Annotated in this window: 17 protein-coding genes; 12 read left to right on the forward strand and 5 right to left on the reverse strand. The window is 62.2% G+C overall.

Going from position 1 to position 21,643, the window contains the following annotated elements; translation table 11 throughout:
* Positions 1-201 precede the first annotated feature (201 nt).
* From CHB88_RS21730 to CHB88_RS24890, 10 genes are all read left to right on the forward strand, one after another.
* Positions 202-1,260 carry an ABC transporter substrate-binding protein gene (locus CHB88_RS21730; RefSeq protein ID WP_245845163.1) on the forward strand — a complete coding sequence of 353 codons (1,059 nt, stop codon included), beginning with the start codon at positions 202-204 and terminating at the stop codon, positions 1,258-1,260.
* Positions 1,261-1,323: 63 nt separating this feature from the next.
* Complete coding sequence (locus CHB88_RS21735; protein WP_245845164.1) at positions 1,324-2,577, forward strand: MFS transporter; 1,254 nt, start codon at positions 1,324-1,326, stop codon at positions 2,575-2,577.
* A gap of 36 nt (positions 2,578-2,613) precedes the next feature.
* The gene (locus CHB88_RS21740) at positions 2,614-3,531 is read left to right on the forward strand and encodes a DMT family transporter (protein ID WP_089401455.1); all 918 of its coding nucleotides are present in this window, start codon (positions 2,614-2,616) and stop codon (positions 3,529-3,531) included.
* Between the two features lie 290 nt (positions 3,532-3,821).
* Entirely contained in the window at positions 3,822-4,247 is a 426-nt protein-coding gene (locus tag CHB88_RS21745; protein ID WP_089401456.1) for a type IV pilin protein, read from the forward strand.
* The gene (locus CHB88_RS21750) at positions 4,247-4,822 is read left to right on the forward strand and encodes a GspH/FimT family pseudopilin (protein ID WP_089401499.1); all 576 of its coding nucleotides are present in this window, start codon (positions 4,247-4,249) and stop codon (positions 4,820-4,822) included. Before CHB88_RS21745 ends, CHB88_RS21750 begins: the two co-directional genes overlap by 1 nt.
* Complete coding sequence (locus CHB88_RS21755; protein ID WP_089401457.1) at positions 4,823-5,284, forward strand: type IV pilus modification PilV family protein; 462 nt, start codon at positions 4,823-4,825, stop codon at positions 5,282-5,284.
* A 48-nt stretch (positions 5,285-5,332) separates the two neighbouring features.
* Positions 5,333-6,349, forward strand: coding sequence for a PilW family protein (locus CHB88_RS21760; protein ID WP_176442600.1), 1,017 nt, complete (start codon positions 5,333-5,335; stop codon positions 6,347-6,349).
* 2 nt (positions 6,350-6,351) lie between these two features.
* Entirely contained in the window at positions 6,352-6,969 is a 618-nt protein-coding gene (locus tag CHB88_RS21765) for a pilus assembly PilX family protein (RefSeq protein WP_143131420.1), read from the forward strand.
* A gap of 77 nt (positions 6,970-7,046) precedes the next feature.
* Positions 7,047-10,904 carry a pilus assembly protein gene (locus CHB88_RS21770; RefSeq protein WP_089401460.1) on the forward strand — a complete coding sequence of 1,286 codons (3,858 nt, stop codon included), beginning with the start codon at positions 7,047-7,049 and terminating at the stop codon, positions 10,902-10,904.
* Between the two features lie 54 nt (positions 10,905-10,958).
* Positions 10,959-11,678 carry a hypothetical protein gene (locus CHB88_RS24890; RefSeq protein WP_143131421.1) on the forward strand — a complete coding sequence of 240 codons (720 nt, stop codon included), beginning with the start codon at positions 10,959-10,961 and terminating at the stop codon, positions 11,676-11,678.
* On the opposite strand, the gene CHB88_RS21775 is transcribed toward CHB88_RS24890, so the two are convergent.
* From CHB88_RS21775 to CHB88_RS21785, 3 genes are all read right to left on the reverse strand, one after another.
* Positions 11,573-12,316, reverse strand: a complete 744-nt coding sequence (locus tag CHB88_RS21775) for a substrate-binding domain-containing protein (protein WP_089401461.1) — start codon at positions 12,314-12,316, stop codon at positions 11,573-11,575. The two genes, CHB88_RS24890 and CHB88_RS21775, sit on opposite strands and share 106 nt — an antisense overlap.
* Positions 12,317-12,497: 181 nt before the next feature.
* Positions 12,498-13,466: a Bug family tripartite tricarboxylate transporter substrate binding protein gene (locus CHB88_RS21780; protein WP_089401462.1), complete on the reverse strand. Its 969-nt coding sequence runs from the start codon at positions 13,464-13,466 to the stop codon at positions 12,498-12,500.
* Positions 13,467-13,528: 62 nt separating this feature from the next.
* Entirely contained in the window at positions 13,529-14,749 is a 1,221-nt protein-coding gene (locus tag CHB88_RS21785) for a pyridoxal-phosphate-dependent aminotransferase family protein (protein WP_089401463.1), read from the reverse strand.
* A gap of 212 nt (positions 14,750-14,961) precedes the next feature.
* Here CHB88_RS21785 and CHB88_RS21790 point away from each other — a divergent pair, with 212 nt between their 5' ends.
* A complete protein-coding gene (locus tag CHB88_RS21790; protein WP_089401464.1) occupies positions 14,962-15,633 on the forward strand; it encodes a GntR family transcriptional regulator in 672 nt (223 codons plus the stop codon).
* A gap of 64 nt (positions 15,634-15,697) precedes the next feature.
* On the forward strand, positions 15,698-18,724 hold the full coding sequence (locus CHB88_RS21795; protein WP_089401465.1) for an FAD-binding and (Fe-S)-binding domain-containing protein: 3,027 nt from the start codon (positions 15,698-15,700) through the stop codon (positions 18,722-18,724).
* A 24-nt stretch (positions 18,725-18,748) separates the two neighbouring features.
* Here CHB88_RS21795 and CHB88_RS21800 read toward each other — a convergent pair whose 3' ends face one another.
* Positions 18,749-19,990 carry a DUF1501 domain-containing protein gene (locus tag CHB88_RS21800; protein ID WP_089401466.1) on the reverse strand — a complete coding sequence of 414 codons (1,242 nt, stop codon included), beginning with the start codon at positions 19,988-19,990 and terminating at the stop codon, positions 18,749-18,751.
* 16 nt (positions 19,991-20,006) lie between these two features.
* Complete coding sequence (locus CHB88_RS21805; protein ID WP_089401467.1) at positions 20,007-21,575, reverse strand: DUF1800 domain-containing protein; 1,569 nt, start codon at positions 21,573-21,575, stop codon at positions 20,007-20,009.
* Positions 21,576-21,643 lie beyond the last annotated feature (68 nt).

Below are 21,643 nucleotides of genomic sequence, written 5' to 3' on the forward strand. Positions count from 1 at the left end.
CGGAGCGGCCGGTGCGGCTGATCTCGGCGATCAACCGCATCTACGAGAAGTTCGGGCTGAACGATCTGGAGCAGATCGAGGATGCGCCGGAGTACCAGCCGGGATTGATCCTCACCCCCGAGCTGATCCAGCAATACCTGACGAAGAAGGTTTCCGAGCCGGCCTGATGCCGGGCCACTTTATCTCGATTCCGGAGCGCGCATGGCTGTGTCATTCATGTTGAGACGCCTGGTGCTTGCCGCCGCGGCAGGCATTCTGGCCAATACGGCGCACCCTGCCATGGCGCAGGAAGCGTCGCTGCTGACCTACAAGGGCGAGGACCGGCAGGAGAAGCTGGTGGCAGCTGCGAAGAAGGAGGGAACCTTCACCTGGTACACCTCCTTCGCGGAGCGCGACATCCCGCAGCTGATCGGTCCCTTTGAAAAGAAATACGGCATCAAGGTCCGGGTCTGGCGCGCCGGCACCGACAAGGTGCTGCAGCGCACGCTGATGGAAGCCAACGGCAAGCGCTACGACGTCGACGCCATCCACATCAGCGCGCCCGAGATGGAAGCGCTGCAGCGCGAGAAGATCTTCCAGCCGGTGGAGAGTCCTCATCTGAAGGATTTGTCGCCGGGTGCCGTGCCCAAGCACAAGGAATGGGTCTCCACCTTGCTGACGGTGTTTGTGCAAGCCTACAACACCAACCTGGTGAGGAAGGAAGACCTGCCGAAATCCTACGAGGACCTGCTCAACCCGAAGTGGAAGGGCAAGCTCGGCATCGAGGCCGAGGACTTCGACTGGTTCGCCGCCGTGGTCACCGGCATGGGCGAGCAGAAGGGCGTGAAGCTGTTCCGCGACATCGTCGCCACGAATGGCATTTCCGTGCGCAAGGGGCATACCCTGCTCACCAATATGATCGGCGCCGGCGAAGTGCCGCTCGGGCTGACCGTCTATAACTACATGCCGGAAACGGCAAAGAAAAAAGGCGCGCCGATCGAATGGTTCGCGATCGAGCCGGCCATTGCCCGGGTGAATGGCATCGGCATCGCGCGCCGCGCGCCGCATCCGAACGCGGCGGCGCTGTTCTACGACTACATGCTGTCGCCCGAGGGGCAGAAGGCGATGACCGCAATGGACTACGTGCCGATCAATACCACCGTCGAATCGCCGGTCAAGGGACTCAAGATCAAGCAGATCGATCCGGCCGTATCGCTGGACCAGATGGAGAAATGGTCCAAGCTGTATGACGACGTGATCCTCAAGCGCGGCGGAAAGTAGGGACGATCCGGGCGCACGGCATGCCCTGCCGTGCCGCATTATGACCAGAAAAGGCTAGAACGCATGTCCACCACCATGACCGCCGCGCCGCAGGAAATCCAGCCGCGCAAGAGCTTTCGCGATGTCTGGATCATCACGATCGGACACGCGCTCACCCACTGGTATCCGGCCACCTTCTACCTGCTGCTGCCGCTGATCGGCAAGGAGCTGGGACTGAACTACAGCCAGATCGGCCTCATCATGACCTGCCAGTACATTGCCGGCGCCATCTCCAACGTGCCTGGCGGCATGCTGGTCGATACCGTCGGCAAGAAGGGCCTGCTGATGGCGGTTTCGCTGTTCTGGGTCGGTTTTCCCTATCTGCTGATGGGCATGGCCGGCAGCTACTGGATGCTGCTGTTCTGCATTTCCCTGGTCGGCATCGGCAACAACCTCTGGCATCCGACCGCGATCCCGACCCTGGCCCAGCGCTATCCGGAGCGCAAGGGGCTGGTGCTGTCGCTGCACGGCATGGGCGGCAACGCCGGCGACGCGCTGGCGCCGCTGGCGATCGGCGCGCTGCTGGCGACCTTCACCTGGCGCCAGATCGTGGTGATGAACGTGGTGCCGGGCGCCATCATGTCGCTGCTGATTCTCGCCTACCTCGGCACCCTGACGCTCGGCTCCAAGAAGAAGCCGAAGCCGGCGGCCGCCGAAGAGCAAGGCCAGAGCGTGAAAGAGTATGCGCAGGGCTTGCGCGGTCTGCTCGCGAATCGGGTGCTGATCATGCTCACCGTCAGCTCCGCCTTCCGTTCCATGACCCAGACCACGCTGCTCACCTTTCTGCCGGTGTTCCTGGCCTACGAGATGGGCTTCAATCCGTTCTGGGTCGGCCTGGCCATGTTTCTGCTGCAAGCGGCCGGGTTCGCCGCATCGCCGGTCGCCGGCCACCTGTCGGACCGCATGGGGCGCCGCCGCATCATCATGTCCAGCATGGCAATGACCGCGATGGTGTTGCTGGCCATGGTCTTCGCCGGCAAGTCCACCGCCTTCGTCATCTTCATCGCCGCGCTCGGCTTCTTCCTGTATGCGATCCGGCCGGTGCTGCAAGCCTGGCTCCTGGATGCCACGCCGAAGAACATGGGCGGCACCAGCATCGGCATGCTGTTCGGCATGCAGGCGGTGGGCTCCTCCATCGGTCCCGTGATCGGCGGCTTCCTCGCCGACCGCTACGGCCTGCTGTCGACCTTCTGGTTCCTCGCCGCCACCATCGTGATCGCCAACCTGTTCATCTTCTTCGTGCCGGCATCGGTCATGGCGGGTCAAGGCAAGGAGTGATTCGCAAGGAACCTATGAAGCCGTCAGGACCTGCGCATGGGTGAGCTGTTCGCCATCCTGTCGGCGCTCTGCTTCTCCGCCGGCAATGTCGCCATCAACCAGGGATCGCAGGGCAAGGGCGCCGACAACGGCGCTTTCCTGTCGATCCTGATGACCGCCGCCATCGCCTGCGCGATCTGGCTTGCCCAGGGCGGCGCCTCGCGTCTGGACGCGGTGAATCCAGCCGGCTTGCTGTGGTTCGCCGCCGCCGGCGCGCTCACCATTTTCGTCGGCCGCGTCTTCATGTTCGCTTCGGTTCAGCATCTCGGCGCCATCCAGGCATCGGCCGTGAAGCGACTCGGGCCGCTGTTTTCGGTCACCCTCGGCGTGCTGCTGCTGAACGAACCCTTCGATGGCGTCATGGCCGGCGGCATGCTCCTCATCGGCGCCAGCTTCGCGATGCTGGTGCTGCAATCGACGCGCGGCAAGCCGCAAGGTCCGACACCTGCAACGGCCGCGCGGCCGTGGCGCGATCGCATCGCCAACATCGGCTTTCTATACGGCCCGGTTTCCGCGCTGGCCTACTCGATAGGTTATGTCGCCCGCAAGTGGGGATTGATCCATATTCCGGACGCCGCCTTCGGCACCATGATCGGTTCCATCACCGGCGCCATCATCTTCCTGGCAGCGGCCGTTTTCCTGCGCAGCTATCGCCAGGCGGTGCATGCCACGTTCACCCGCTTCAATTCCTGGCTGACCGCCGCCGGCGTGCTCAGTTCGGTCGGCCAGGTCCTTTACTTCTATGCGCTGTCCTACACCACCATCTCCCGCGTCGCGCTGATCACCTCGATGGAAGCCTTCCTCACCATCTTCCTGTCGATCGCCGTCTTCCGCACACGGGAGAAGGTGACGGCGCCCACGCTCTTCGCCGCCGGTCTTGGCGTGGCAGGAACCGCCCTGATCGTGCTGCACTGACGCCGCCCATCGAATCGCCGGCTTCAAGGCGCAGCTGCACCGCAGGCCGCAGCGCTGCCCGGCGCTGCGCTGCCTTCTTCCGCTAGGCGGTCGCCTGGGTCGCCGTCTGGACCGCTGTCACTTTCACTGATACGGCTTTCGCTTCTGAAGAAAGGCATATGACATTCTTCAGTTGCGATTTTGTCCTGTTGCTTCGCCCTATTCCGTTCATTCGCTTTGCCGTACCGATCATCGGCATCGTCTTTTAGCAAAGAAATTTCGCGCCTATTTTTTCATCAAGGAGCGAAATCATGAAAAACGGATTCACACTCATCGAACTGCTGGTCGCCATTGCCATCGCCGCAATCCTTGCGGTGGTGGCGCTTCCTTCTTATGCCGATTACATCACCCGCGGGCGGATTGTCGACGGCACAGCAACGCTATCGACAATGCAGGTTCGCATGGAGCAGTTCTTTCAGGACAACCGGACCTACGTCGGCGCGCCGGACTGTGCCAACAACACCACCGCCAGCCAATTCTTCAATTTCAGCTGCGCCGCCGCGCCGGCGGTGAGCGCATCGGGCTACGTCCTCCAGGCAGTCGGCAAAGGCGGAATGACAGGCTTCACCTTTACCGTTAACCAGGCGAATTCGCGGGCCACCGCCGCCGTGCCGAGCGGCTGGACAACACCCACCCCGAACAATTGCTGGGTGACCCGGCGCGGCGGACAGTGTTGATGAAGACCGTTTCACAACGAGGCGTAACACTGATCGAGACCGTGGTGGCGCTCGCATTGATCGCCATCCTGGCGTCGCTTGCCCAGTTCGGCTTCTCGGACTGGACCATCAACAGCCGCATCCGCACCACGGCGGAAAGCCTGCAGAACGGCGTGCAGATGGCGCGCGTGCTGGCGGTGCAGCGCAATACGCCGATGAACTTCTCGCTGGTCGATACCCTGACCGCCGATTGCGCGCGCGCGACGGACGGGCGCAACTGGATCATCAGCCTCGACAATCCCGAGGGCAAATGCGACGCCGCGCCGTCCGATTCGACTACGCCTCGCATCCAGCAGGCGAGGCCGGCCGCGGAAGTAGGCGGTGCGGTTTCAATTGCGGCGACCGTCAGCAACGTCGCATTCAGTGGACTGGGACGACCTTCAGGCCCCCTTACGATCGATGTGCAGGGCGCCACGGGCAGCTGCCTTCCGCAAGGAAGTGTGCGTTGCCTTCGCATGATGCTGTCGGCCAGCGGTTCGGTGCGCATCTGCGATCCGTCGCTCGATTCGGCCGGCTCCGACATCAGGAGATGCTGAATGAGGCATATCCCGTTCCAGCTGCATGCACGCGGCATCGCCCTGCTCGAAGCCTTGTGCGCAATCCTGGTGTTTTCCTTCGGCGTGCTGGGGCTGGTCGGCCTGCAATCGGTATCGGTGGGGCAGGCGGCGCTGGCGCAGTACCGCACCGACGCCAGCCTGCTTTCCGACGAACTCATCGGTCGCATGTGGGCATCCAATCATGCGGCTCCATCCACGCTTCAGGCCGCATTCAACTCCAGTGGTGATGCCGGCGGCGGCACCGAATACCAGGCGTGGCTCAACCTGGTGAAGGCAACATTGCCGGGGGTAAAGGCCGGCGGTGATGGCGCGGTTTCCACCCTGCCGACGGTCGTCGTGGACAGCAATGGCGTGGCCACCATCACCCTCTTCTGGCGCACGCCCAACGAAAGCGCCAGCAACCCGCCGCATTTCCATACGGTCGTCGCGCAAATCCGGTAGGACCGCATGATGAGACACCGACCGTTCAGCCAATCGCGCGCCCGCGGCATGGGCCTGCCCGAGATTCTTGTGGGCGTGGTGATTGCCATGATCGCCGCAATCGTCATGCTGCAGGTCTTCAGCACGGCCGAAGGCTTCAAGCGCAGCACCACCGGCGGCGGCGATGCCCAGATCAACGGGACGATCGCGCTGCATACCCTGCAGCGGGACATCAGGCAGGCAGGCTATGCGACCGGGCTGCCATCGATCGTCGGCTGCAGCCTCAGGCTGAGCCCGAGCGTGACACTGCCGGTACTGGCGCCGGTCATCATCAATCCACAGGGTGTCCCAGCCGGTGATGCGAATACCGATACGCTGCTCATCGCTTACGGCTCGGCAGCCCAGCTGCCGGAAGGGGCGAGGATATTCAATCATGTGGCGGGGCAAGCGACTTATACCGTTGCCACCCCCGGCTCATTTGCTGTCGGTGACTATGCCGTTCCCCAGGCGGAAGCACGGCCGCAGGCCTGTGTACTTGCGTTTTCAACCGTCAGCAGCCGTGACTTGCCGAATTCCTCGGTTGGCCTCTCCATCGCTTCCTCGACCAGCATGAAGGGCGGAACGTTGATCAACCTCGGCGCCCAAACTGTAATCCGCGCATATGCGATTCGAGGAGGGGCGCTCACCAGCTGCGACTATCTCCTGAATGATTGCGGCGCCCAGAAAAACGCGAGCAACCAGAATGTATGGGTGCCCATTGCCAGCAATGTCGTCAGCCTGCGGGCACTCTATGGCCGGGACACCACGACGCCCCTGGACCGCACCATCGATGCCTACGACCGCACCACGCCATCGACTGTTTGCGAATGGGCCGGCCTCGGTTCGCTGCGGCTGGCCCTGGTCGCGCGCAACGAGCAGTTTGAAAAGACAAATGTCACGACCGCCGCGCCAAGCTGGGCAGGCGCTGCGAGCGCCGCCATCGACCTGAGCCAACTCCCGGACTGGCAGCGGTACCGGTATCGGCTGTTCGAAACCACCGTACCGTTGATGAACATGCTCATGCCGGACGTGCCGTCGGGATGCTGATCATGAAGAACGCTCGCAAACTCGTCTTCCGTGCGCATGCCTCGGCCAGGGGTATTGTGCTGATCATCGTGCTGGTGGTCTTGCTGGCAATGGCAATCGCCAGCGTCGCCCTGGTCCGCTCGGTCTACACCACCAATATCGTTGCGGGCAACATCGCTTTCCATCAATCGGCCCTGCATGCCAGCCAGCTCGGCGTGGAAGCGGCTTATGCCTGGCTGCGCAATCAGCCGGCGCTGCAGCTCAACATGAGCATCGAGTCCACGTCAGCAACACCGGTTGCCTATGTCGCTTTCCGTGAAGATCCGGCCGAGGGACAAAGCTGGGAAGACTTTTGGAATCAGGTCCTCGTACCAGCAAAACAGGTCAACACCTTGCCGAATGACGACACCGGCGGCAATACGGTAGCTTACGTCATCCATCGATTGTGTCAGACGGCGGGCGCGTCGACGGCCGGCGCGAACTGTGATGCACGGCCCAGCGTGAATCCGGCTGGCACAGGGAGTAAAGGTGCCGGCGTAATAGCAATCAACGCTGTTTCTCCGATCTATTACCGGGTTACCGTGCGAGTGTCAGGCCCCCGAAACACGGTGAGATTCGTCCAGTCTATTGTGTCATTGTGACAGTTTCCATGAGTCACAGATCTAACCAATTCGTCGGGCAATGGGTCAGATTTATGACTAAGTCATAGGTATCCATAATGCGACTCAAGAACATCCAATGTGGCGTCATGCTACTTTCAATGTGCATGCTTGTTCCTGTTGTGTGGGGGGCGCCTACCGATATTGCCAACGCTCCCCTGATTTCGGGCACAGGCGCTGGAGTAAAGCCGAATATTCTCTTCATACTGGATAACTCAGGCAGTATGGACTCCGAATACGTGCCTGACAGTGCCACTGGATTATTTTGCCGCGGCATACAAGGCTCTGGCGTTACTACCAAAACCGAAACCTTTGCGGCTGGTTGCGGTACGTCGCATGATCCGTTAATGCAGAATAGTGACTACAACACTATTTTTTACAATCCTGCGGTCACATATCATCCTCCACTCAAATCGGATGGAACATCATTCCCGGTTTTTGATAAGGAAGAGATGTGGAAAGCGATGCCAACCGATGGGTTGAAGGACTCTTCCGGTGGAAAGAATCTTCTTACAAGCTTTGCAGACAAGCTCTGGTGTGACAATTCAGTCACCATCGATAAAACCAAACCGAATTGGGACAAAGACTGCATTCGTAATGGAAATTATCTGCTTCCTTCATCTAAGCCCATAAATGGAAAATATTATTCCACGGTGATTCTCGATTATTCCAATGGAAAGGGTAAGGTGGCAGTGGGGACGCCGGACAACATTCAGTTGGAAAATCGTGACTTGGGGCCGCACTACTACCTCTTTTTGCCTTTGGAGTACTGCGACAACCGCGCCTTCACTAATTGTCAACCCGAGCAGACCGGAGTTTTCAAATATCCCGCAAAAATAAGGTGGTGCAAGTCAGATAGTGATGCCAAAGCGGTAATGCCCGCTGCAAATGCTTGTCAGGCGACACAAAGCAGTTCATTTCCTCATATACGTTACCCAATCAAGGCAGCGGGCAAAGGCCTAATGATTCGTCAAGACATAGTGCCGAGCACAAATAGCTATCCATACCCGGGCACAGACAAAAAAGCGCTTACCCGAACTGACTGCGCAGGCGAGACATGCTCTTATCAGGAAGAGATGACCAATTTTGCCAATTGGTGGGCCTATTACCGCAATCGTATCCAACTCATGCAAACAGTGGTCAGTAGAGCCTTTTCCGTTCTAGATGATCGGTTCCGCGTAGGCTACATGACAATTGCTTTTGACCCGACTACACCTACTGACGGGTTCATGAACCTGTCGGATTTTACCTCTGGGAATCGAGCGATCTGGTACCAGAAGCTGTTCAAAGCCAGACCGCATGCCGGAACTCCCTTACATGCTGCTCTCGCTAGAGCGGGGCGACTTTATGGAGGCAAGCTTAACAATTCAAGTCTGGATGGGGTTCAAGTATCGGACCCAGTCCAATTCTCTTGTCAGCGGAACTACGCCATCTTGGCAACGGACGGTGTGTGGTCGGCACCCAAGCCTAATGAGGCAGTGAAGCTGGATGGCTCAGACATAGGCGACGAGGACGGCGACCTTGATCCGCCGCAGAAAGATGGATTAAAGCTTTCGAAAATGTTGGCGGACGTCGCGGCTTACTATTACAAGACCGATCTGCGTACCGGCTGTGCTAGTAGTGCGGCCAACGTATGTGACAACAATGTGCCGACTTCTCCAAGCGATCCGGCATCACACCAGCATATGACGACATCTACCATTGGTCTCGGCTTGAGTGGCTTGCTTCGCTATACAACCGATTATGAGACTGCAGCTGACAGCGATTTCCAATTTATCAAAAATGGCGTGGTTGCAAATCCTAGTAATGGAATCTGTAGCTGGCAATTGAGCGGAGTCTGTACTTGGCCAAGTTCACAAAATAGCGCGCTTTCGAGAGTTGATGATCTTTGGCACGCAGCTGTCAATGGCCATGGAAAATATTTCAGCGCCTATGATTCCAATGACCTTTCCGATGCACTGAATAAAACACTGGCCGCTGTCATTGACAGGATCGGTGATGCCGCCGCGGTGACAATCAGTAATCCGAACTTGGCAGCCGGTGACAACTATGCATTCAGCTCGGTTTTTACCAACAACATCTGGAACGGCGATATTTACCAACAGCTGTTGGACCTCAATACGGGGGAAGTCAAGCCGACCAAATCGTGGTCTGCCGCGACGAAGCTGGATGCCAATCCCCAGGCATATGCGAACAGAAAGATTTATCTTTTTAATGCTGGTGCTGCCAATGGGCTGAGGCAATTCGATTGGAACAACCTCAGCAACCAGGAAAAGAGTTATTTTTCATTGGCTTGGATCGGATCCCTATCGCAATTATGCTCGAGCGGCACAAATTGTCTTTCATCCGCTGCTAAAGCTAATGTTGAAGGCGCCAACCTGATCAATTTCCTTCGTGGCCATCGCGCTCTGGAAGGCATACAAAGCGATATCTCGATGCCGTTCCGAAAACGGTCGAGCATCCTTGGCGACATCGTCAATTCAGAAGCCGCTTACATAAAGGCGCCACTTTATGCCTATGCGGACAGTGGTTACGCCGCATTCAAGCAAGCAAAGTCAACCCGGGCGGGCATGGTATATGTCGGGGCTAACGATGGCATGTTGCACGCATTTGATGCTCTTAGCGGTGAAGAAAAATGGGCCTACGTCCCGAGCATGGTGCTCCCGAATTTGTACAAGCTGGCCGATAAAAATTATTCGACGAAGCATGTCTATTTCGTGGATGGAACGCCGGTACAAGCGGATGTCTATATCGGCGGAGAGTGGCGCACCATCCTTGTGGGCGGCTTGAATGCAGGCGGACGGGGTTACTATGCGCTGGATGTCACCGATCCGGATGCGCCCAAGGCGCTGTGGGAATTCACGAACAAAGAGCTGGGCTACTCCTTCGGCAAGCCGGAGATAACCAAATTGGCGGGTTCGGGTACATGGGTCGTGCTATTCGCCTTCGGCTATAACAACGTCGATTCGAACGGCAGCAGCAGCCAAGGCGATGGCAAGGGTCATCTCTTCGTCGTTAAGGCAATGGATGGCAGCCTGGTTCGTAAAATTAGCACCGAGGTTGGTACTATCGATACACCGAGTGGCCTGGCGCAAATCCGGGCATGGGTAGATGACGCCACCAACAATACCGCCAAGTATGTCTATGGAGGCGACCTCCTTGGCAATCTCTGGCGCTTCGATATCAACAATGACGCAGCAACCGGCAATCCAAAATTGCTTGCCACCCTGAAGGATGCCCAGGGGAAGGCACAGCCGATTACCAGCAAGCCCGAGTTGGGGCAGGTCGAGGGCTATCCCATGGTGTATGTCGGGACCGGTCGCTATCTCGGCATCAGCGATATCAGTGAGTTCAATCAGCAGACCTTGTATGGGATCAAGGACCCAGGCACCGGCGGCGGCTACGGCATCCCTCGCAACAACGCTGCATTTGTCAGGCAAACGATTAGCATAGGGACTTGTCCTACAGGGTCACTGGCATCGATCTGCAGTGCCGGTGAAACTGTCAGAACTGGCACGGCGAATGCGGTGGACTTGGCGAATGCCGCTGGATGGTACATGGACTTGCCAACGACTAATGAGCGGGTCAGCACCGATCCACAACTCGTTCTTGGCACGCTGTTGTTCACAGCCAATTCCCTGGACTCCGGTTCCAATGTCTGTAGTCTGGGGGGACAGAGCTATCTATATTTTCTGGATTACCGCAGCGGCGGTCCGGTGCCGAATTACTCTAATGGCGTAATCGGCAGCACGCTTGGGAGCTCATTATCGACTCGCGCTGTTGCAGCGGTTTTGCCTAGCGGGAAAATTACTGCAACTGAACGCCTCTCGGATAACACCACAGTCGTCAAGACGCCACCGATTGGCTCAGCTTCAATTCCCCGACGCGTCTCCTGGCGCGAGGTTGGCGGGCGCTGAGCCGTTCTTAATGTGATGACAATCCTATTGGGCCATGTATGTAGGCAATCCATAGTGGCTGCCGCTTCAATCGCCTTGCATGTTTGCGTAGCAGGGATGGTGTCCGGCAACGGGCCCTATGGCGATCCGGCAAAACGCGCGGAATCATCGTCTTCTGCGCCGATAACCGTGACACTCGTACATCCCGATACAAATGTCCCAAAAGTGAATGCGCAGAGAAATGGACCGGCAATGTTGCCAGTTACAGTGCCGGCGCAACCCATCGTGGGAGCTCGCTTTGCGATTCTTGCCTATCCCAGAAGAGATGCAATCAGCGTGCAACCAACAGGCTCTTCAAGCCCGAATACGGGTCTCTTGCATGCCGGAGACCTCATCGAACCCGCACGCATCCTCCATGAGGCGATGCCCGATCCCTACTCGGTGGCCGACCTGCCGGCAGGCCGCATGCGGCTGGCCCTGCTAATTAACGAGGCAGGAAAAGTTGAAGCCGTGAGATTCGAAGAAGAATTGCTTCCAATGGAAGCAGTAAGCGTCTTGCGCCAGACCTTCGAGAAATTCCTCTTTCAGCCGGCCAAGCGCAACGGCGCGCCAATCAAAAGCGAATTCAAGCTTGAACTGTCCATCGATTCAACGACGCCATCCCTCTGCGCTGCAGCCGGCAACGAAAATCACTGCCCCACCCCCGCCTTGTCCAGCAGCCCCTTCGCCTTCGGCGAAGCGAGAAACCGCACGAACGCCTTGCCCGGTTCCGACTCCGCCGCCACCGCCGAATAGCGGGTGAAATTCTGTGCTTCCGGCGGCAGCAGGCCGACCAACTTCAAGCCCTTGTCCTTCTTCAGCAAAATCTCGGTGACCGCGCCGAAGCCGATCTCCTTGCCTTTGCCGGCCAGCACATGGTCCAGCACCGCCGCGCCGTCCGGATAGCGGGTGGTCTTGGCTTCGACCTGCTCCGCAATGCCCATCTTCTTCAGCAGGCTCTCCATGTAGACGCCGGTGGAGGCCTTGTTGTAGACGATGGAATCGGCATCGAGGATGGAGCGCTTGAGCGCATCGGCGCTGGAGATGTCCGGCGTCGGCGCACCGGGCCGCACCGCCACGCCCACGCCGACCTGGCCGACATAGGTCGGTTCGCCGCTCAGCTTGGCGCTCTTGACGAAGTCATTGATGCCGGCGGTCGGCGCGATCACCACATCCCATTTTTCGTCGGCGGCGATACGCTTGGCGATCTGCGGCGCGGTGTTGTAGGTGATCATCGGGACATGGCCGGACTCCTGCTGGAAAGCGTCGGCCACGGCATGCAGGCCGGGTTCGACGGCGCCGCCGCTGAGCACGGTGAATTCGGCGGCCAGCACAGGCTGGGTAATAGAAGCAAGAGCGGCGAGAAGGGCGGGGCCGAGCGCGGATCTGGTCATGCTGTCTCCTTGGTTGTGATGTTGTAGGCCACGGCTGCGATGGCAATCCCGATCATACCCGAGCCGGCCGTTGCTGGTTCAGCCCGATCGAGGGCGCATGAAAAAAGGCGGCGCGCCGTTGCCGGCGCACCGCCCTTCCTGATCCCTGCCGCACCAGACCAGGCGCGGCGAGCATCGTGCATCAGCCTTCCGGCGTGACGTTGGCATCCTTGATGACCTTGGCCCAGGTCAGGCGCTCGGTATGGATGAACTCGGCGAATTTCTCGCGCGAGCCGCCGCCATCCTCGGCGCCGTACTGGTCCATCCTTGCCATCACGTCCGGCATGGCGAGCACCTTGTTGATGTCTTCGTTCATGCGCTGCGCCAGCGCCGCCGGCATCTTGCCCGGGCCGACCAGGCCGTACCAGGTGCTGGCCTCGAAGCCGGGGAAGCCCTGCTCCGCCATGGTCGGTAGATCGGGGTAGGCCTTGGAGCGCTTGGTGCGGGTCTGCGCCAACGCGATCACCTTGCCGCCCTTTACATGCGGCGTGGCGGCGGTCATGGTGTCGAAGCTGTATTCGATCTGGTTGCCGATCAGGTCGGTCAGCATCGGCCCCGAACCCTTGTAGGGAACGTGCAGCGCGTCCACGCCGGCGCGCAGCTTGAACATCTCCAGGGTCAGGTGCTGGCTGGAGCCGACGCCGGCGGAGCCGAAGCCGATCTTGCCCGGGTTCTTCTTGCACAGCTCGACGATGGCTTTCACCGTCTTCGCCGGCTGAGTGGGGCTGCAGATCAGCAGGTTGGGCGTCACGCCCACCAGGGTGAGCGGCGTGAAGTCCTTCTCGGCGTTGTAGCCGAGCTTGGGCATCAGGCCGGGCGAGATGGCATGGCTGTTGACGTGGGCCATCAGCAGCGTGGTGCCGTCGGCGGGCTGCTTGGCCACATAGTCGGCGGCGATGGTGCCGGCCGCGCCGGGCTTGTTCTCAACGACGACCGATGTGTTCCACATCGCCGCCAGCTTCTGGCCGACCACGCGGGCCAGCACGTCGGTGCCGCCGCCCGGCGGGAAGCCGACGATGATGCGCACCGGGCCGGAGGGCAGGGTTTGCGCGCGTAGCAGCGGGGAGACCAGGGTGGCGGCCGTGGCCGCGATAAAGGTTCTGCGTTTCATGTCGCACCTCGATAGGGTTTTATCTCGTGTCGGAAAGCGGGGCCGGCATGCCGGCCCGTGACTCAGGCAGCCTGCGCCAGCGGCACCTTGGCCGAGTGCGCGAGCGAGGACAGCGCCGCCAGCACGCCGCCGCGCTGGTGCGGCACCTTCGCCAGGTCGAGTCCCATCTCGACGCCGGACAGCGTGCCGCACAGCGTGAGATCGTTGAAGTCGCCGAGGTGCCCGATGCGGAACACCCAGCCCGACAGCTTGCCCAGCCCCTGGCCGAGCGACATGTTGAAATGGTTGAGGATGACCTTGCGCAGCGCATCGGCGCTATGGTGCTGGCCGTTGGCATCCTTCGGCATGACCACCGCGGTCAGCACGCCGCTGTACTCCGCCGGGTTCTGGCACAGCACTTCGAGGCCCCAGGCCTGCACCGCCTCGCGGGTGGCGAGCGCATGGCGCTGGTGCCGGGCGAAGACGTTGGACAGGCCTTCCTCGAACAGCATGTCGCAGGCTTCGGAGAGGCCGTACAGCAGGTTGGTGGCCGGGGTGTAGGGCCAGAAGCCGTTCTGGTTGGCGGCAATGATCTCGTCCCAGGCCCAGAAGGCGCGCGGCAGCTTCGCTTGCTTCGACGCGGCCAGGGCTTTCTCCGACACCGCGTTGAAGGACAGGCCCGGCGGCAGCATCAGGCCCTTCTGCGAACCGGAGATGGTGACGTCCACGCCCCATTCGTCGTGGCGGTAATCGATGGAGCCGAGCGAGGAGATGGTATCCACCAGCAGCAGCGCCGGATGGCGCGCATTGTCGATGGCGCGGCGCACGGCGGCGATGTTGGAGGTGACGCCGGTGGAGGTTTCGTTATGCACCACGCACACCGCCTTGATGCTGTGGCCGGTGTCTTCCGCCAGGCGCGCTTCGATCTGCGCCGCGTCGGCGCCGTGGCGCCAGTCGCCCTGGATGAATTCCGGCTTCAGGGACAGGCGCTCGGCCAGCTTCTTCCACAGCGTGGCGAAGTGGCCGGTTTCATACATCAGCACATGGTCGCCCGGCGACAGGGTATTGACCAGCGCCGCTTCCCAGGCGCCGGTGCCGGAGGAGGGATAGATCACCACCGGCGACTGGGTCTGGAACACCTTCTTGATGTCCGCCAGCACCTTCTTGCCAAGGGCCTGGAATTCGGGGCCGCGGTGATCGATGGTGGGATAGTCCATGGCCCGCAGGATGCGGTCGGGCACGGTGGACGGTCCGGGGATCTGCAGGAAATGCCGCCCGGAGGGATGGGAGTTCAGTTTAAGCATGGGGTCTCCAGCCAATGGCTCTTGTGAATAATCGTTGTGGACGTATTTTTGCATACAATATACCGCGATGTTTGAGAAATGTCCAATCTCCCCGCTTATCTCGGTAAGCAATTGACTAAAAAGGAAAAAAATCATCCATCCAGCGGTTTTCAGAGTTTAAGGCATAATTTTGGTATACAATTCTCCAGAACCCGAAACCGACTGCGCATTCCATGACCGAACCCGTTCCCATCAACCGCCAAGGCTTGTCCGCTGCCGCCACCAGCCGGCTGCGCGACATGATCATCGAGGGCGTGCTCGTCCCTGGCACCCGCCTGAACGAACGGGTGCTGTGCGAGCAGCTCGGCATTTCCCGCACGCCGCTGCGCGAAGCCTTCAAGACGCTGGCGGTGGAAGGCCTGATCGACCTGCTGCCGAACCGCGGCGCGGTGGTGGCGGAAATGTCGACTGCCGACATCGAGCAGACCTTCGAAGTGATGGGCGCGCTGGAAGGCCTGTCCGGCCAGCTCGCCTGCCAGCGCATTACCGCGGAAGAGCTGGCCGAGATACGTGCCCTGCATTTCGAGATGCTGGCCGCCCATGCGCGGCGCGACCTGTCGGCGTATTACCGCGTCAATCTCGCCATCCATGCGCGCATCAACGCCGCCGCCGCCAACGCGGTGCTGACCGAGACCTACAAGCAGATCAATGCCCGCATCCAGAGCCTGCGCTTCCGCTCCAACTTCAATCAGGAGAAATGGGATGCGGCGGTGAAGGAGCATGACGCCATGCTGGCCGCGCTGGAAAAGCGCGACGGCGAGGCGCTGCGCCAGCTGCTGCACCAGCACCTGCTGAAGAAATGCGCAACCGTGATCGACGAACTGAATTCCCGCAAGACCGCCTGACCCAGACTGCTTCCGGCGCTGCAGCGCCGACAACGACTACGACAAATAAGAGACGCCATTTCCCATGAACGCTTCCGTCCCGCACCAAGTCCTGCTCAGCCCTTCGCTGCAGGAGGCCGCCAGCCGCAATGAAATCGCCGCCCGCCTGCAGAAGGAAACCGGCGGCGAAGTCCTGTTCGACAAGTTTTCTCGCGGCCGCTATTCGACCGATGCCTCGATCTACCAGGTGGAGCCGGTCGGCGTGTTCGTGCCGCGCAGCGAGCAGGACATCGTCGCCGCCATCGACATCGCCCGCGACGCGCGCCTGCCCATCCTGCCGCGCGGCGCCGGCACCAGCCAGTGCGGCCAGACGGTCGGCCGGGCGCTGGTGATGGACAATAGCAAGCACTTCAACCGCATCCTCGATTTCGACCGCGACGCGATGACGGTGACGGTGCAGCCCGGCGTGGTGCTGGATCACCTGAACGCCTGGCTCAAGCCGCACGGCCTCTGGTTCCCGGTAGACGTGTCCACCTCGGCCCAGTGCACCATCGGCGGCATGGCCGGCAACAATTCCTGCGGTTCGCGCAGCCTCTACTACGGCAACATGGTGCATAACGTGCTCGGCATCGATGCCTGGCTGTCGGACGGCACCTTCGCCAGTTTCGGCCTGCTGCCGAAGATGCTGGAGGCGGCGCCGCCGCGCATCCGTGCGCTGGCCGATACCGTGGCCCGCATCGCGGCGCGCGAGCGGGAAGAGATCGAAGAGCGCTTCCCCAAGGTGCTGCGCCGCGTCGGCGGCTACAACCTGGACATCTTCCATCCGCAGTCGGTGCGCGGCTATACCGAGGACGGCAGCGTCAACCTGGCGCACCTGCTGGTCGGCTCGGAAGGCACGCTGGCCTACAGCAAGCAGATCACGCTCAAGCTGTCGCCGCTGCCCACCTTCAAGACCCTCGGCGTCGTCAACTTCACCAACTTCAGCAAGGCGATGGACAGCACCCAGCACATCGTCAAGCTGGGTCCGGTGGCGGTGGAACTGGTGGACCGCACCATGATCGAGCTGGCGCGCGGCAATCCCGCCTTCCGCCCCACCATCGAAAAGGCCTTGATCGGCGCGCCGGAAGCCATCCTGCTGGTGGAATTCGCCGGCGCCGACAAGGCGCAGCAGCTGGCCCAGCTCAAGGCGCTGACCGAGCTGATGGGCGACCTCGGCCTGCCCGGCTCGGTGGTGGAGATGGCCGACGAGAAGGAACAGAAGGAACTGTGGGAAGTGCGCAAGGCCGGCCTCAACATCATGATGAGCCTGAAGGGCGACGACAAGCCGGTGTCCTTCATCGAGGATTGCGCGGTGCCGCTGGAGCACCTGGCCGAGTACACCGACCGCCTCACCGAAGTCTTCGCCAAGCATGGCACGCGCGGCACCTGGTATGCCCACGCTTCGGTCGGCACGCTGCACGTGCGGCCCATCCTCGACATGCGCCGCGACGGCAGCGCCAAGATGCGCGCCATCGCGGAAGAAGCGGCGGCGCTGGTGCGCCAGTACAAGGGCGCCTTCTCCGGCGAGCATGGCGACGGCCTGGTGCGCAGCGAATGGGTGGACTGGCAGTTCGGCGAGCGCCTGATGGGCGCCTATGGCGAAATCAAGGATGCCTTCGATCCTGACGGGCTCATGAACCCCGGCAAGATCGTGCGCGCCACCAAGATGGACGATACTTCGCTCTATCGCTTCAAGCCCGGCTACCAGGAGCAGCCGCTGGCCACCGTGCTCGACTGGTCCAGCTGGAACGTGCATACCGATCCGGTCACCGAGGAAGTCAGCGCGCCCGGCACCGGCGGCGACAGCACCGGCGGCTTCGCCAAGGCGATCGAGATGTGCAACAACAACGGCCATTGCCGCAAGTTCGACAGCGGCACCATGTGCCCCAGCTACCGCGCCACCGGCGAGGAAAAGCACCTGACGCGCGGCCGCGCCAATACGCTGCGCCTGGCGGTGTCCGGCCAGCTCGGCCCGGATGCGCTCACCTCGCAGGAAATGTACGAGACGCTCGACCTGTGCGTGAGCTGCAAGGGCTGCAAGCGCGACTGCCCCACCGGCGTCGACATGGCCAAGATGAAGACCGAGTTCCTCTATCACTACCGCAAGAAGCATGGCCTGCGCATGAAAGACAAGCTGGTGGCCTACATGCCGCGCTACGCGCCCTGGGCGGCGCGGCTGGCGCCGCTGTTCAACCTGCGCGACAAGCTGCCCGGCGCGGCGGCAGTGAGCGAAAGGCTGTTCGGCTTCAGCGCCAAGCGCAAGCTGCCGCAGTGGCGCGGCGATACCTTCTTCCGCAACGCGCCGGCCGCCTCCAGCGCCGGCGCCGCCGGCGAGGTGGTGCTGTTCGTCGATACCTTCAACAATTATTTCGAGTCCGACAATGCGCGCGCCGCCTACAAGGTGCTGCAGGCCGCCGGCTACCAGGTGCATCTGGCGAAGGCGGCGGACGACAAGCGGCCGCTGTGCTGCGGCCGCACCTATCTCTCGGCCGGCCTGGTGGACGAGGCCAAGGCGGAAGCGCGGCGCACCCTGCAGGCGCTGCTGCCCTTCGTGCAGCGCGGCGTGCCGGTGGTGGGCCTGGAGCCTTCCTGCCTGCTCACCATGCGCGACGAGTTCCTCTCTTACGGCCTGGGCAAGGAAGCGCATCAGCTGGCGCAGCAGGCCATGCTGTTCGAGGAATTCCTGGCGCGGGAAGCCAAGGCCGGCAAGCTGCAGCTGAAGCTCAAGCCGCTGCCGCAGAAGACCGCCATGCTGCACGGCCACTGCCACCAGAAGGCCTTCGATGCGGTGCGCCCCGTGCAGGCGGTGCTCGGCCTGGTGCCGGAGCTGCAGGTGCAGTTGATCGAATCCAGCTGCTGCGGCATGGCCGGCAGTTTCGGCTACGACGCCGAGCACTACGACGTGTCGATGAAGATGGGCGAGCTGGCGCTGCTGCCGGCGGTGCGCAAGGCCGGCGCCGATACCCTGGTGGTGGCCGACGGCACCAGCTGCCGGCACCAGATTGCCGATGGCGCCCAGCGCGACGCCTGGCATGTGGCGCGGGTGCTCGAAGCGGCGCTGGATCAGGGCTGAGCCGGCGGACTGCGCACTCAGCCGCTATGCATGCAGCAGCCTGAATGCGCGTCCCGGCGCCGGCGCACCGGGGAAGAGCCGCTCCAGGGCGGCGTCATCCAGCCTCAGGTGCTGGCGCGCCACCTGCGAGAGCACCGCGCGGAAGTCGGTACTCACCACGAGGTCGCGCCCTTCATGGAGCCGGCCGCCTTCCAGGCCGGGCCAGTCGGCATGCACCTTCCCGCCATTGACCCGGCCGCCGAGCAGCCACATCGCGTTGCCATGCCCATGGTCGGTGCCGCCATTGCCGTTCTCGCGTGCGGTGCGGCCGAATTCCGACATCACCACGATCACCGTGTCGTCGAATGACGATCCCAAACCCCTGGCCAGCGCCAGCAGGCCCCGGCCGAGCGGCGCCAGCCGGTTCGCCAGCTGGCCTCTGGCGGCGCCCTGGTTGGCATGGGTATCCCAGCCGCCGAGGGCGATGAAGGCGATCTGCATGTTGGGATCGTTGCGCATCAGGGCGGCGAGCCGCGCGGCGTCGCCCGGAAAGCCGTTGGGCAGGGGCGCGCCGCCATTGGCCATCTGCATCTCGGCATCCAGCGCCGCCGATACTTCCTGGCGTGCCTGCTTCGCATCGCGGTAGGCGCGGCTCATGCGGCTGTCGTCGGCGTAGAGCTGGTCGAAGGCGGAGGAAAGGGCGGGACGGGCGTTGCGATCGTCGCGCCGGCCGCCCGTTGCCAGCGCCAGCGTGCTCGCGGGCGCGCTCCCGGAAAGAATGCGCGGCATGACCGGGCCGATGCCGATGGCCCGCGTCGGGCCGCTGCTGCCCGGCAGCGACGCCACCAGCCGGTTCAGCCAGCCATCGGGCGTGCTGCGGCGGCCGGGCGTGCCGGTCTCCAGGTAATCCTGGGCATCGAAATGCGAGCGCGTCGGATCGGGAGAGCCGCAGGCATGAACGAAGGCCAGCTTGCCTTCGCTCCAGAGCGGCTGAAGGTCGGCCAGCGCCGGATGCAGGCCGAAGTAACCGTCCAGATCGATCACGCCGTTGTCGCCGCCCGGACGGTCCAGGCCGATGGTCGGGCGAAGGCGGGCGTACTCCGCGTCGCCGTAAGGGGCGACCACATTCAAGCCGTCGATCGCGCCGCGCAGCATTACCACGATCAGGCGCCGGCGCGCGGCGTCGGCGGGCGCGCCGGCATGGCTCACGGCCCAGGCATCGCGGCCGAGGGGGATCAGGAAGCCGGAAGCGGCCAGCGCCGCGCCGAGGAAGCCTCTGCGTTTCATATTCATCTTTTCCTCGTCAATAACGCATGAAGTCCGGACTGCCGAGCACCATGGCCGCCTGCAGGCGCGGCGGGTTGCGCAGGATGGCATCGCGCGTTGCCGCCGACACGCCCGGCCCGAGGGTGTGCAGCAGGCTGCCGCTGTCGATGCGTGTCGTTGGCGGCGCGGCGGGCGTCGATTCAGGTACGGGCGTCCATGCCTGTGCCGGCGGGTCCATGTCTTGAGTCGTCATCATGCCGGCCGACGCCAGCCGGCCGGAAGCGGCCAGCGCCGCGAAGTCCAGGCGCCTGGCCAGCGCATCGGGATTGAGCCATGCGTCCTCGGTGTTCTTGTAACCGTCCGGCGTGGCGCAGCCGAACAGCGGCATGCCGAGCCGGTTCAGCGCACCCATGATGGGCCGCGCGTTATCCACTGGCAGAGCGGCGGCACGCATGGCGGAGACGACGAAGCGGTAGGGCGTCTTGAACTTCGCGCCGACGGCGGAGGCATTGCGGAATTCGGAGCTGGAAAACAGGACGCGCAGCACCGGCCGGATCTCCCCGCCGCTGTCCAGGTAGCGCCTGGCCAGACGCTCAACCAGCGCCGGCGGCGGCTGGTCGGCGACGAAATACTGCGCAAGCTTGAATGCCAGGCGGCGTGCGGTGGACGGATGCAGGGCGAGGACGTCGAGCGCAATCTCGCCTTCCTGCTGCCCCTGCGCGGCAATACGCCGTCCGAGCCAGACCTTGTCGCCGCCGTCGTGGCGCCGCGCTTCGAATCGGAATCCCGGGCCGCCGCGGGCCAGTTCCTGCGGCTTGAAGGTCCAGCCGGTGAACATGCGCGCCAGCTCGGTCACATCCTGCTCGGTGTAGCCGCCGTCCGCGCCCAATGTGTGCAGCTCCATCAGTTCGCGGGCGTAATTTTCATTGAGGCCGGCGATCCTCCTCGCCGCAGGGATCGTTCGGCCACGCGCATCGAGCGGCTGATCGTTCGCGGCCGAGGACAGCCAGTTGTCGAGATAGAACAGCATGGCGGGATGCCTCGCCGTCGCGCCCAGCAGATCCCGGAAATTGCCGAACGCATGGGGCCGGATCGCATCCCGCTCATAGCTTGCCACCAGCGCCGGGTCCAGGCCCTTGAACATGAATACATTGAAATGGTTAAACCAGAAATCCACCATCACTTCTTCGAGCTGGCGCGGACTCTCCACCGCCCGCAGCAACCTGGCCTGCACGGTCTGCTCGACGATTCGCCGTTGCGTTTCCTTTGCCAGGCCGCGGTCGGCCTTTCCTGCCTGCTTGTCCTGGTCCCTCGCCTGCAGGAGCGCGGCGAGGGCGTCGCCGGCGCTCTGGCTTTCGATCGGCAATGCCGCCAGCCGCTGGGCCAGCGTCGCGGACAGGGCGATGGAAGATGGGTTGAGCTGCATCTCGACATAGCGGTCCACGCCGATGCGCATGACCTCTTCCAGATCACCCGGCCGCGGTCCGTAACCGAGCCGGTTGAGTACATGCAGCGCGGCTTGTTCCGGCGCCGGCTCGGCGGCGCCGGCCAAACCGGAAAGGAGAAAGGCTGCGGTCAGCAGAAGCAGGGCGCGAAAGCGCTTCATGGCGTACCTCCTTGCATGCCGCGGCCATCGGCAAACGGCCTTCGGGTTGAGCGGCTCGGCGCCGACTT

The organism is Noviherbaspirillum humi, assembly GCF_900188095.1.
In the GTDB taxonomy this organism is placed as follows: Bacteria; Pseudomonadota; Gammaproteobacteria; order Burkholderiales; family Burkholderiaceae_D; genus Noviherbaspirillum; species Noviherbaspirillum humi.

Excerpts from the sequence above, each read along its gene's own strand:
- CHB88_RS21730 (WP_245845163.1), top strand. The coding sequence starts at position 202 with ATGGCTGTGTCATTCATGTTGAGACGCCTGGTGCTTGCCGCCGCGGCA.
- CHB88_RS21735 (WP_245845164.1), top strand. The coding sequence starts at position 1,324 with ATGTCCACCACCATGACCGCCGCGCCGCAGGAAATCCAGCCGCGCAAG.
- CHB88_RS21740 (WP_089401455.1), top strand. The coding sequence starts at position 2,614 with ATGGGTGAGCTGTTCGCCATCCTGTCGGCGCTCTGCTTCTCCGCCGGC.
- CHB88_RS21745 (WP_089401456.1), top strand. The coding sequence starts at position 3,822 with ATGAAAAACGGATTCACACTCATCGAACTGCTGGTCGCCATTGCCATC.
- CHB88_RS21750 (WP_089401499.1), top strand. The coding sequence starts at position 4,247 with ATGAAGACCGTTTCACAACGAGGCGTAACACTGATCGAGACCGTGGTG.
- CHB88_RS21755 (WP_089401457.1), top strand. The coding sequence starts at position 4,823 with ATGAGGCATATCCCGTTCCAGCTGCATGCACGCGGCATCGCCCTGCTC.
- CHB88_RS21760 (WP_176442600.1), top strand. The coding sequence starts at position 5,333 with ATGGGCCTGCCCGAGATTCTTGTGGGCGTGGTGATTGCCATGATCGCC.
- CHB88_RS21765 (WP_143131420.1), top strand. The coding sequence starts at position 6,352 with ATGAAGAACGCTCGCAAACTCGTCTTCCGTGCGCATGCCTCGGCCAGG.
- CHB88_RS21770 (WP_089401460.1), top strand. The coding sequence starts at position 7,047 with ATGCGACTCAAGAACATCCAATGTGGCGTCATGCTACTTTCAATGTGC.
- CHB88_RS21775 (WP_089401461.1), bottom strand. The coding sequence starts at position 12,316 with ATGACCAGATCCGCGCTCGGCCCCGCCCTTCTCGCCGCTCTTGCTTCT.
- CHB88_RS21780 (WP_089401462.1), bottom strand. The coding sequence starts at position 13,466 with ATGAAACGCAGAACCTTTATCGCGGCCACGGCCGCCACCCTGGTCTCC.
- CHB88_RS21785 (WP_089401463.1), bottom strand. The coding sequence starts at position 14,749 with ATGCTTAAACTGAACTCCCATCCCTCCGGGCGGCATTTCCTGCAGATC.
- CHB88_RS21790 (WP_089401464.1), top strand. The coding sequence starts at position 14,962 with ATGACCGAACCCGTTCCCATCAACCGCCAAGGCTTGTCCGCTGCCGCC.
- CHB88_RS21795 (WP_089401465.1), top strand. The coding sequence starts at position 15,698 with ATGAACGCTTCCGTCCCGCACCAAGTCCTGCTCAGCCCTTCGCTGCAG.
- CHB88_RS21800 (WP_089401466.1), bottom strand. The coding sequence starts at position 19,990 with ATGAAACGCAGAGGCTTCCTCGGCGCGGCGCTGGCCGCTTCCGGCTTC.
- CHB88_RS21805 (WP_089401467.1), bottom strand. The coding sequence starts at position 21,575 with ATGAAGCGCTTTCGCGCCCTGCTTCTGCTGACCGCAGCCTTTCTCCTT.